The sequence below is a fragment of the Pontibacter chinhatensis genome (assembly GCF_900113285.1).
Taxonomy (GTDB): Bacteria; Bacteroidota; Bacteroidia; order Cytophagales; family Hymenobacteraceae; genus Pontibacter; species Pontibacter chinhatensis.
Genome location: NZ_FOOT01000016.1, coordinates 23,849 through 34,707 on the forward strand (window position 1 = coordinate 23,849; position 10,859 = coordinate 34,707).

Genomic DNA, 10,859 nt, shown 5'->3' on the forward strand with positions numbered 1-10,859 from the left:
AGCTGGTGTCTGGTTATGCTAACGCTGTGGAAGTTATGGGTTCTGGTTGGTAGTCACGCACGTCTATCTTTCCCATTACCGCCTCGGAGATAAGGGCAGTGCGGTATTCTTGTAGTAGTTGTATCTCACTTAATGCTTTTGTTACAATAGCATCAATTTTATCATGAGCACTTTGAATATGCTTAACAATCTCCTCTTGTTCTTTAAGTGTAGCAGGGTATGCTAATAAATAATTTGACAAGAACTCAGTGGGCACACGTTTCTGACCTGCGGAGCCAGTCATGCCAGCCTCCCCCAGATTTTTGAATCTATGGGTTCTTGTAATATAGTATAGGTATTTACCAACTAGAACATTTTCTTTTGGTCTAAGCACATGAAACTCAGTCGACCCGAAACCAAAATCACTACCTAGATTATTTAAGTGTGCGCCCTTACCATTCTCAAAACATGGAGTTATTTTAGCCAATATAACATCGTGCTCCTGAAAGAAAGTAAACCCACTTAGCACTTCACCTATAGGTCTCTTTAAACTTATATCTACTTTGCCGTCAGTAGAAACTTTTTCCATCGGCAAGAAAGTAACAGCTTCTTCATTAGACACTTCTTTGAGCTTGTTAGATTTAGGAGGGTTGATGTGAGCAGTGTACTTTAACTTCTTCACCTCCCAATGCGCTGGCACCATACCCAACCACTCGATGCCGCTGTCCTTCATCGGAGCGTCAGGGTTAAGCCCTTTGGTAACAGCCTCGTTGATAATCGCTGCCTTTTCCTCTTCCAGCAAGGCAATCATCTGATGCTTCCTCTGGATTAGAGAGTCAATCTGGGAGGTTTTGTCGTCTAAGAAGTTAGCTATTGCACTCTGTTCATCAATAGGTGGTAAGGGAATTATAGCATTTTCGAAATAATAAATGCTCAAACCGTACCTAGTTACGCCATTAGCAAATACCCTGAATTGGTTGTTGTACCTTGGCGCTTGAAACAAACGGAATAGGTATCCGCCTAGCAATTTCTCCTTATCAGGTTTGATTTGCGTTAAATGGTATCCGCATGTAACTCCCTCTAAACTATCTTTTACATAAGCTGGAACTGCTATATCATCCGCAGATTCAGAGTCTTTCGTGACTAATACGTCTCCCTCATCAACTCTAAACTTATCAATTTCTTCGGGTGTAGCAGTAGCTTCCATGAAACTCATATTTGCAACTATGAACTCATTCTTATAAACATCCACATAGTTACATAGAAGCGTAGGCTGTTCGGTATCATAAGACTTCTTGTCTACATTGCTTGGTTGAACTCTTGCTAAATACTTTAACTTTTGTTGTTGCCAATGCTCAGGAACCTCCCCAATCCATTCTACCCCAGAGTCCTTATAGCTATCGTATCTCTTCATCATAGTAATCCGGTTTAGGAAATAACATTAGCCACCTCGTCATACACCTCTTCTTCCAGCTTCATGATATCGGCGCGGATTTCGTCCAGCGAGCGCAGCGGCTTGTAGGTATAGAAGTACTTGGTGAAGTTGATTTCATAGCCCACCTTGGTCTTAGAGTGGTCTATCCATGCATCTGGCGCATGCGGCAACACTTCCCGGGTAAAGTAACTCTCGATATCCTCTGTTAACGGCACGTTCTCGTTGTCACGCAGCGATGAATCCGCTTTCGGGTTTCCTTTCTTATCGGTCACCACCTTGCCGTTGTCATCACGCAGCGGTCTTTCGATAGTGATGCGGCTGTACCCAAAGTCTTCGTTGTTGAATATTTTGCAATGGTCACCGTTCGTGAACTCGCCATAAATTTTGGTGATGTCATCTATCTGTCTAGGGCTAATTTCATGGCGCTTATTGCCAAGGCTCTTGGGCATTTTCTCATAGAATGACACAGCGTTTATAAGCTGCACTTTCCCTTTGCGCTCTTTCGTCTTGCGGTTAGTGAGCATCCAGATGTAAGTAGAGATGCCTGTGTTATAAAACAATTGGTCAGGCAGCGCAATGATGGCTTCCAGCAAGTCGTTTTCGATAATCCACTTGCGGATTTCAGACTCGCCAGAGCCAGCGCCGCCTGAGAATAAAGGGGAGCCGTTGAACACAACACCGATGCGACTACCTTCTCCGTCCTGTTTCATCTTGCTCACAAGGTGTTGCAGGAACAGCAAGGAGCCATCCGAGATGCGCGGCAGACCAGCGCCAAAACGACCACCGAAGCCTTTCTTCTGGTGTTCATCTTTTACAACCTTTTCAGCTTTTTTCCATTCCACTCCGAACGGGGGATTTGTAAGGCAGTAGTCGAACTTGCCATACTCTAACCCATCATTGGACAGAGAGTTTCCCAGTTTAATGTTACCCGGGTTCTGGTCTTTTATTAACATATCCGCTTTGCAGATGGCGTAGGACTCCGGGTTCAGCTCCTGTCCAAACACTTCCAAACGAGCCTTTGGGTTAAGCTCTTTCAGGTATTCTTCCGCCACCGACAGCATGCCGCCCGTTCCGGCGCATACATCGTACAGGGTCTTCACAATGCCTTCCTGCGTGAGTATCTTGCGGTCGTTGAGGAACAATAGGTTCACCATAAGGCGAATTACCTCACGTGGGGTAAAGTGCTCCCCTGCGGTCTCGTTGGAGATTTCAGCGAACTTTCGTATCAGTTCTTCGAAGATGTAGCCCATCTCCATGCTGCTGATTTTATTGGGGTGCAGGTTGATTTCCTGAAAGCGCTTTACCACCAGAAACAGTAGGTCAGCTTCTTCAAGTCGGTTTACCTGCTCCTCGAATTTGAAGTAGTCCATTATTTCCCGTGCCCCCTCTGAGAAGCCGTTGACGTAGTTTCGCAGGTTAGCCGCCAAGTTGTTCGGGTCGGCAATCAACCTGTCGAAATCATACTTGCTGCGGTTATGAAAGCTCAATTTCGCCTCCGCGTTAAGAATAGGCGCAATATTCTGGATATTAGAGTTTTTCAATGACTCGTATCTGCTTAACACGTTCGGCTTCGTCTCTTCCAGCACGCAGTCCAGTCGCCTCAGGATGGTGAATGGCAGTATCACTTTGCCGTACTCCGCCTGCTTGTAATCTCCACGCAGTAAATCAGCCACCGACCAGATGAAGTTGGCGTATTCTCTAAAATTTATCATAATCAGGTATTCTTTATCTCACTTGTCTTGGTCCCACAAGATAAAATATAAGATTTAGAATATTAAATGAAATTTGGGATATTGTGGAGTAGGTTGAATGGCTCTTTCAGCCTCCCTACTCTAAAGACAACTGTTACAACTTCTTACCAATATTTACAGCTATATGAGCGACACCATCTTCCATTTAAGTAGTGAAGGAAGCCTGACTGAACTAAAAGAAGCAAACTATATTTCCGAAGACCTATTACAACAATTACTGGCACAGCATCCTAACCTTCTTGCTGGAAGCCAAATTGATAAAGCAAGACCAAGACGATGGTTGCTAATAGATAGAGAGTTCGGTGTACCTGACCAAGAAGACGCTAATAGCAGATGGTCTCTTGACCACCTTTTCATTGACCAAGATGGTATTCCGACACTAGTTGAGGTAAAACGCAGCACCGATACTAGAATTCGGAGAGAGGTCATTGGTCAGATACTCGACTATGCAGCGAACGCTGTTACGTACTGGTTGATAGATAGCATTAAACATCGCTTTGAAGAACAGTGCACAGCCTCTGGCAAGGATACACAAACAGAAATCTATACCTTACTTCAAACTGAGGCTAACACAGAAGATTTTTGGGAACTCGTTAAAACGAATCTAAAAGCTGGCAAAATAAGAATGCTAATTGTAGCTGATACTATTCCGAAGGAATTGCAGCGTATCATCGAGTTCCTCAACGAGCAGATGAAGCCCGCAGAGATATTGGGAGTCGAAATAAAGCAGTTCATCAGTCACGACAGCCAAAAGACCCTCGTGCCGAGGGTTATAGGCAAGACTGCCACGGCTGACAGCGTGAAAGGCAAAGCTACAAACCAACCCAACCAGTGGAACGAAGAGACTTTCTTTGAATCACTTACAGAACAATGTGGTCAAGAGCAGGCACAGGTCGCAAGAAAAATACTTAGCTGGATAACACCTTACTGTAAGTATATATGGTACGGCAAAGGAAGAACAGCTTCTATGTTTCCGGTACCTAACCTTTCGGGAAATCAATACAGTCCGGTCTTTGCACTTTGGGCTAATGGTTATGTCGAATTGCAATTCCAGCGAATGACTCATCCTTTCGACAATGAGCAGAAAAGGCTAGAACTGCTACATTTATTCAGTGAAATTGATAATCTTGATTTTCCTAAAGGCAAAATCTTCGGGCGTCCTAGTTTTCCAATTAAAATACTCCTTCAAAGAGAAAACCTACAGAAATTCTTTGAAGCATGTGGATGGTTTCTTACTAAGTCTGGTGTTATCAAAAGCAAATAACCCCATATGATACGCACCTTGGCGCTATGCCCTGGATATAGCAGTACAATGATATATCTTCTACGCTGTGTTTGCTGCTGGACTCCTGATATTCCTTTATGTTCTTGCTGTAAGGCAGGAGCACTAAGTGTCTGAACCTCCTACCTTATAGCAGATTATCAGGTGCACTCATATTTATAGGTAGTGGTATTGATGTCCCCATTATGTTTCTTCGTAGTCACCTTAACAGGATAGTTGTGCTCGTTAAACTCATAGGAGTTAATATAAGTCTCCTCCCCATCAGCGACTTGGTTAGACTCGTCAGTGTAGCTTGCTTCAAGGAGCACCTTGTCCATCATATCCGTTGGTCGGGGAAATGGAAAGCTTACTAGTATTTTATGCTTCCTAATAAGTGCTGATGTGGCGCTCCTTTGTTCTCCATACTTATAGTTCGTGTAAGTTTTTCTTCCACTAGAGCTCACGTGCTCCTGCTTTACAACGAGACCGTTTTCATAGAAATACCTTGTGGAGCTTTCGCTTGGAACTCCGGTTGGATTTCCATGGTATACCTGTCTTATCTTATTGACTTGCTCTTGGGTACCATATTCATATATGTACTCTGTGTGAAGCTTCTCTACACCGTTGAAGGACATATAAACAGCTTCTCTGCTCAACCTTCCTGATGGGTCGTAGGAGTATCTAAAAAATGAAGCACCTCGCACATCTTTACCATCACGTACGTTCATTTCGTCAATGCCAGTCAGGAGATTGCTAGAGTTATATGTGTAGGCTCTATAGGAAGACAGCACTCCGTTATCCTCATGATAATTGGCTCTGACCGGCTTGCCCGAGCCATCGTACTTGTACTCCAAGTACCCCAAGCTCTCTCCCTCATCGAACACTTCTTCCCTTATGATTTTATAGTCAGCGTCATATGTAAATCTCTGACCATAATCCATACTATTCACATTGTATTCGGTGGGGTAACACTCTTTCCCTTCGGCTTTGTCTGAGCTGTCTGGTGAAGGGCTGTCCTCTTTACTCCCACATGATAGGAATAGCGCCATCGCTGCCAAGGCTGCTATGAAACTTCTCTTATATCTAATCATTCTGTATATTCTCAATAAAAAACTTTAGCTACCAAAGTTAACATTCTATACAGGTACATTCATATATAGGTTTAAAAAAATGTATATTGTAGCTTGTTCCCTTTTCTATTATGAGAAAGATTAGACTGGTGACCTATCAGCCGCTTTGCTACACCCTTTTGGGGATTGAGGCTATTCAAACAAAAGGATTACCGCCCTTTATTGACGCATCCTGTAGACGAGAGCCTGATTTTGAGGGTGTATTCCCCTCCATTTCTGCCCTATGTCGAAAGAATAAGCTAGCCCCACAACTCAGGCAAGGCGACATCGTGGTGTACCTGACTAAACCGGGCAAGTTCCAATGTTCAAGACCATACCTACGTCAAGATGAATACAAACTGACAGGAATATTAGAAGTGGTCGACACCTTCAAAGACCATGTGGCTGCTGGCATGTGGTTCGATGCAAACGGCTATGCCCTACCGAGCAACTGTCTGGTCGCAGGCAATGCGCCCAAGCGGCTTTTTGAAACGGGTGGAGACTTCAAAAGCCAAAGGGAATTGAAAGCTTTCCTCGCCATGGAACAGGAAAAGCAAAGTAGAGTCGCAGACACACGTGTAAGGGCATGGGATAGGCAGTATCAACAGCGAGCGGTGGAATTCCCAAGCTTTGTCGTCACCCGCCCCGTCTACCTTGACCTTAATAACCCTATCAGTCTATTCAGAGCCGAGCTGGTGTCATGGTTTGGAAATGTACCCGGCACTCAGGCATCCAAAATCCTAACAGAAAACGAGTACCAACTGATTTTAGAAAAAGCGAAGCCAACAACGGTTAAAAAGTGACCAACATATGTCAAGCTACTACCCTATTGTATTAGAACCAGAAGGCTTGGATAAAATCAGAGCCTCAAAGCCACCCACACCAGAAAAGCCATTAGAACCCAGTAAACCTATAGAAAAGGAACCCAGCCTATTTGGAAGTGCCAGTCTTGGACTAAGTTTCTTCCTGTTCATGGGTCTGGTCTTTACTGATAATCTAGATGGCTCTGGCATACTAGTGCCTACAGCTTTCGCTATTTCTGGTATACTATATCTGATAGAAAAGCAGGTAAACCGAAGGAGGGAGAAAAACTACGAGAACGCTAAGTCCCAGTACCATAAGACCCTATCCAGCTATGAAGATAGGTTGAAGAAATACAACGAAAGTTCTGCTCACTCCTCTGACTCTAAGGTGATAGAAAGTTACAGAGAGGGCATGAGAGCAGACTTATTCCGAAAGGCTTCTTACCTGAGACAGACGTCCTTCTCCGCCAAGAAAGGAATAATCGAGCATGAGTTCATTGATGAACTCATAAAGCATTTCCCGGGGCAGGTATCCCACGATGTGTCCATCGCCAATGGTGCAATGGATATTGAGCGCCAGTATCAACCGGATTTGTTTCTGGTGGTACCTGAAACCGGCTTACACATTGACATTGAGATTGATGAACCGTACAATATGAAAGACGGGCATCCAATCCACTACGAAGGCATAGCGTCTGACGCTAATAGGAACGCCTTTTTTCAGCAACACGGCTGGCTTGTGGTCAGGTTTGCCGAAGAGCAGGTGGTAAGGCATCCCAAGGAGTGCTGCAAGTTTATCGCCAGTATAATACGTGATATGACAGGTATCACCAAATACTTATACAGAATAAGTGGCAGCGCAGTGGTGCCGAAAGTAAAGACATGGACACGAGCAGAGGCAATAACCATGGCGCGGAACAACTACAGGAACACTTACCTATATGCACCGTCCCCTGAGGTAGGCAACAAGACCTTAGAAGAAGAACTAATAGAAAACGGGTTCAAAGTTGGCGCTAACACTCTTTCCAATCAGGAAGATATTAAAAGACTAATAGAGATTTACAGAAAGCATGGCTATAGGGGATGATGCTGATTACTTTCAACAAGCGCCATTAAAGAGTAGCCAGTTTTACCACTTATAATTATCATAAGAAACGCAGCATAGTCAATGGACGAACCTTTATATTACATAAATGAGGCAGCATTAGTTATCCACCAAAACATTCCGGTCGAACTACGGAAACGCATCACGCTAGAAGAGATAGTGGAAATAATAGAGTCCATGTTCGAGTACATGGAGGAGGTCAACATTGCCCGAAGCTCAAACTCAATCGTTGATATATCGATAGAAGTGCCAGCACATCTCGATGAAATGGATATGAAGATATCCATCATTGGTAAATGCACATCAAAGGATATCTTTCTTTCATTAGAGGACATCAGTGCAGTTCTGGACGCGGAGATGCGTTACTTAGAACAAAAAGGAATGCTCGATGACTCAGAAGGGCTAGGCATGTACAGCAACTGAATATTCTTGATATGAACATTGACCTGAGCGACTTCTTTACCACGCCGAACTATTTTAGGAATGGAGTCTCCTGTTTTTTATGCGTATCCAGAAAGAAGCTGATACAGAGCACCCCAGAAGAAAAAGTAAGACAGGCACTAATTTACTTCTTGGTAAACAGATTAGACTTTCCGGCAGACAGAATACTTGTGGAGGTTCCCATGTCTCATTACGCCAAAGGTGTCTCTGGTCGAGCCGACATAGTGGTGCTAAACAAGGAAGGTATACCTGTTATGGTTGTTGAGTGCAAAGAGGAAAACAGTGACGTCACAGATGAGGCTATTGCACAGGCGAGGCGGTATGAGGGAGTAGTCAAGTCAGGGGCGATTTTAGTCACAAATGGGCTGGAAGCGTACTGTGAGGTAATGGATGGTACAGCTGGTTATAAACCTCTGGGTAAGATTCCCTCTTACAGGAATCTTACGAAGTGGCGGTGGTTCAGCTTTAAAAGTCAGAAGCCACGAGTATACAAAAGACCTCCTTTCTTATCTCCTATCCCGCAACCTGTAGTCGACATGCATGTGCAGCAGGGATGGTTGGGAGAAGATACCCTCCACTCTTTATACCCCTTTATTTTCAACCTTACTGGCTGGCTATTTGATGAGAGGGATAGAGTAGCGCCCGCAAGCATAACCGCGTCGACTCTTCTGGAAGATGGAGGGATTCGACGCTCCCAGTTCGGCAACGCCGGGGGCGGCAAATTCTCAGGCGAATATCGCTATTTTGTTATAAAGGATGAGAATGGAAATAATCAAATCCTGTCCCTGAGTATTTTTGGTGGAGCCAAAACAGTAAGTCATCCTCGCTGGGGCAATAGAAAAGGCTACACGTACCTTACGGTTGCGGTGGATGACTTTGAGAGCAGCCACATGTCCTTGGAGCTGAATTTGGATAAGTACGTTGATTTGCAGGGAGAACATGCATCAATATGGCATGATGGCTCTATAACAGTCGGTAAGCTGGGGCAGCGACCTCGGAAGGAGCTGTTAGACTATTTGCAAAAGGATGCTCCTCAACTGGTTGTTGATGGGAAGATTATACTGGGAAAACTAAACAAAGCAGTAGAAATTAAATCAGGACATGAAAGCACAATAGACTTCCTAAACAGGCTCATACTGTATGCGCTGCTTAGAGACCGATACAGAAGAATGGTAAAAGGCGCTACTCTTCACACAGGGATTTCGCCTTAAACCAGCTTGCTGCACAATTAAAACATATCTTTAACAAACATAAGCCATCCAAAGGCTCAATTTTTATAGGTTTCATGGATTACCCAGAACAGCTTAACCAACCAGAGTGGAAGGAGAAGCGCCTGTCTATTCTACGCCGAGATGGGCACCGTTGTCAAATTTGCTTTAACAGGAGTCTAATCGATAGGTACAGGATTTCTCTGCATGGTGCTTCGCCTATCTCAAATAATTTGATTTATATCATCTTTGACAAAGAGGTTAGCGGAACATACCGGTGCAGGACTGACCATGAAAAATCTTTCCTGTTTGAATTGCTGCAAATCTCACAAGGCAACTCTATAGTAGCTCTAACTAGTGGTACCCGTGACTTCTGCCAATTGATAGCGACCGTCGTGCTTCCTAAAAAGCTTGATTACTCATCTATATCGGGCAGCCCGGACGAAATTGCTTTAAAGCAGGAGATACAAGAAGATTACTTGAAGTATATAAGTAAGGACAAGCTTACCGCATTGCGGTGGCTTGACACCAAATCTCTTCATATACACCATAGGTATTACCAGATAGGCAAAATGGCATGGGAATACCCGGACAGTGCGTTGACCACACTCTGTTGGGAATGCCATGAAAAGCTGCATGCAGACACCGAAATAGACGTGCTGGATGATTCGGGAGAAATCATAGGCAAGAGACAAGTGTGCACAAGGTGTCATGGAGCAGGTCGATTTCCTGAATACAGCCACGTGGAGGGCGGCGCGTGCTTCCGATGCGGCGGCGAAAGGTTTGAATAAATGGTAAAAATTCCAAGTGTTTAATTATGACATTCCAAGATTACATACAAGAAACAGAATACGCTGCTTCAAATCTAATTGCTACTATTTGGCATGAGTACAGTGAGCTTCAAAATCTTGAAAACGAAATTAAAAAGCTGCAAAGCATCGTAGAACACCAGTATAGGCAAGCTCAATCATTTATGGACAGCGATGACCCTGATGATATAATGCTAGGCGTAGGTATACATTGGGGTACTTACTTCGAAGAAGACAAACAGCTTTACCACAAAAACGAGTCTTATAAAAAGCTACAAGAGCAAATTCAAGCTCATACATATTCTATTCAAACACTTTGCACGGGCTTAATACAAATTGCCAAGCATGGCATATCCGTCGTCTATGGGGGTCTGACTGACTGTCCAGATGGGAGAATGGTAGGAACGCAAGCTTTGAGAGATGTGATATGGCAAGCACGCAATCAAACAATGCATTACGAGGAAGGAGCATGCCGAGGACCTGTGGTAGCTGTCTTTTCATCACTAGCAGCTGAGTTTGATAGCATCTTTAGTAACTATAACAATCAAAATTTAGCATTCGAAATTGTAAGACTACTCGGTTGGACGAGTTATGCGAGCTTCAATGCAGACCTACTTACATTTTCACAAGCATCGAGTTCAACACAATGATTCTTAAATCCCACTTACAGTACTTTAATTACTTTATTGAAAAAGTATTCAGGCATGTACAACTTGTGCCTATGGGTTGGGCAGTGTGCGGTACGCCCTTGGGGTTATACCCAAGGGTCGCATCTAGCAGGTATTTCCTAAGGAAAAAGAATTAGGTTGAGCAACAATTCTCAACCCTAAGCACCCCACCTAAATATTATAGGATACTAAAAGGGACAGTGTCCAGAAAAGTGTGTAAGTGAGTTCGGGCTGGTGTTTTAGAATCTACATCTTTCCGGGTATAAAGTTACAAACTGGTTCATAATCAG

10 protein-coding genes are annotated in these 10,859 nt (G+C 43.9%); 7 read left to right on the forward strand and 3 right to left on the reverse strand.

Going from position 1 to position 10,859, the window contains the following annotated elements:
* Nucleotides 1-13: 13 nt before the first annotated feature.
* The gene (locus BM040_RS21000) at nt 14-1,396 is read right to left on the reverse strand and encodes a restriction endonuclease subunit S (protein ID WP_139217867.1); all 1,383 of its coding nucleotides are present in this window, start codon (nt 1,394-1,396) and stop codon (nt 14-16) included.
* A gap of 11 nt (nt 1,397-1,407) precedes the next feature.
* Nucleotides 1,408-3,126 (reverse strand): type I restriction-modification system subunit M, encoded by a 1,719-nt coding sequence (locus tag BM040_RS21005; RefSeq protein ID WP_092105705.1) that lies wholly within the window; start codon nt 3,124-3,126, stop codon nt 1,408-1,410.
* A gap of 163 nt (nt 3,127-3,289) precedes the next feature.
* Between BM040_RS21005 and BM040_RS21010 the strand changes: the two genes are divergently transcribed.
* Entirely contained in the window at nt 3,290-4,429 is a 1,140-nt protein-coding gene (locus BM040_RS21010; RefSeq protein WP_092105707.1) for a PDDEXK family nuclease, read from the forward strand.
* 158 nt (nt 4,430-4,587) lie between these two features.
* Here the strand turns inward: BM040_RS21010 and BM040_RS21015 are convergent, their stop codons facing one another.
* Nucleotides 4,588-5,517 (reverse strand): hypothetical protein, encoded by a 930-nt coding sequence (locus BM040_RS21015; protein WP_092105709.1) that lies wholly within the window; start codon nt 5,515-5,517, stop codon nt 4,588-4,590.
* A gap of 110 nt (nt 5,518-5,627) precedes the next feature.
* Here BM040_RS21015 and BM040_RS21020 point away from each other — a divergent pair, with 110 nt between their 5' ends.
* The 6 genes from BM040_RS21020 (at nt 5,628) to BM040_RS21045 (ending at nt 10,551) form a co-directional block, all read left to right on the forward strand.
* The gene (locus BM040_RS21020; RefSeq protein ID WP_092105711.1) at nt 5,628-6,338 is read left to right on the forward strand and encodes a hypothetical protein; all 711 of its coding nucleotides are present in this window, start codon (nt 5,628-5,630) and stop codon (nt 6,336-6,338) included.
* A 7-nt stretch (nt 6,339-6,345) separates the two neighbouring features.
* Complete coding sequence (locus BM040_RS21025; RefSeq protein WP_092105713.1) at nt 6,346-7,425, forward strand: hypothetical protein; 1,080 nt, start codon at nt 6,346-6,348, stop codon at nt 7,423-7,425.
* An 81-nt stretch (nt 7,426-7,506) separates the two neighbouring features.
* The gene (locus tag BM040_RS21030; RefSeq protein WP_092105715.1) at nt 7,507-7,866 is read left to right on the forward strand and encodes a hypothetical protein; all 360 of its coding nucleotides are present in this window, start codon (nt 7,507-7,509) and stop codon (nt 7,864-7,866) included.
* Between the two features lie 11 nt (nt 7,867-7,877).
* Entirely contained in the window at nt 7,878-9,095 is a 1,218-nt protein-coding gene (locus BM040_RS21035; protein ID WP_092105717.1) for a type I restriction enzyme HsdR N-terminal domain-containing protein, read from the forward strand.
* A 74-nt stretch (nt 9,096-9,169) separates the two neighbouring features.
* On the forward strand, nt 9,170-9,883 hold the full coding sequence (locus BM040_RS21040) for a hypothetical protein (protein ID WP_092105719.1): 714 nt from the start codon (nt 9,170-9,172) through the stop codon (nt 9,881-9,883).
* A gap of 26 nt (nt 9,884-9,909) precedes the next feature.
* Nucleotides 9,910-10,551 (forward strand): hypothetical protein, encoded by a 642-nt coding sequence (locus BM040_RS21045; RefSeq protein WP_092105721.1) that lies wholly within the window; start codon nt 9,910-9,912, stop codon nt 10,549-10,551.
* Nucleotides 10,552-10,859: the final 308 nt, after the last annotated feature.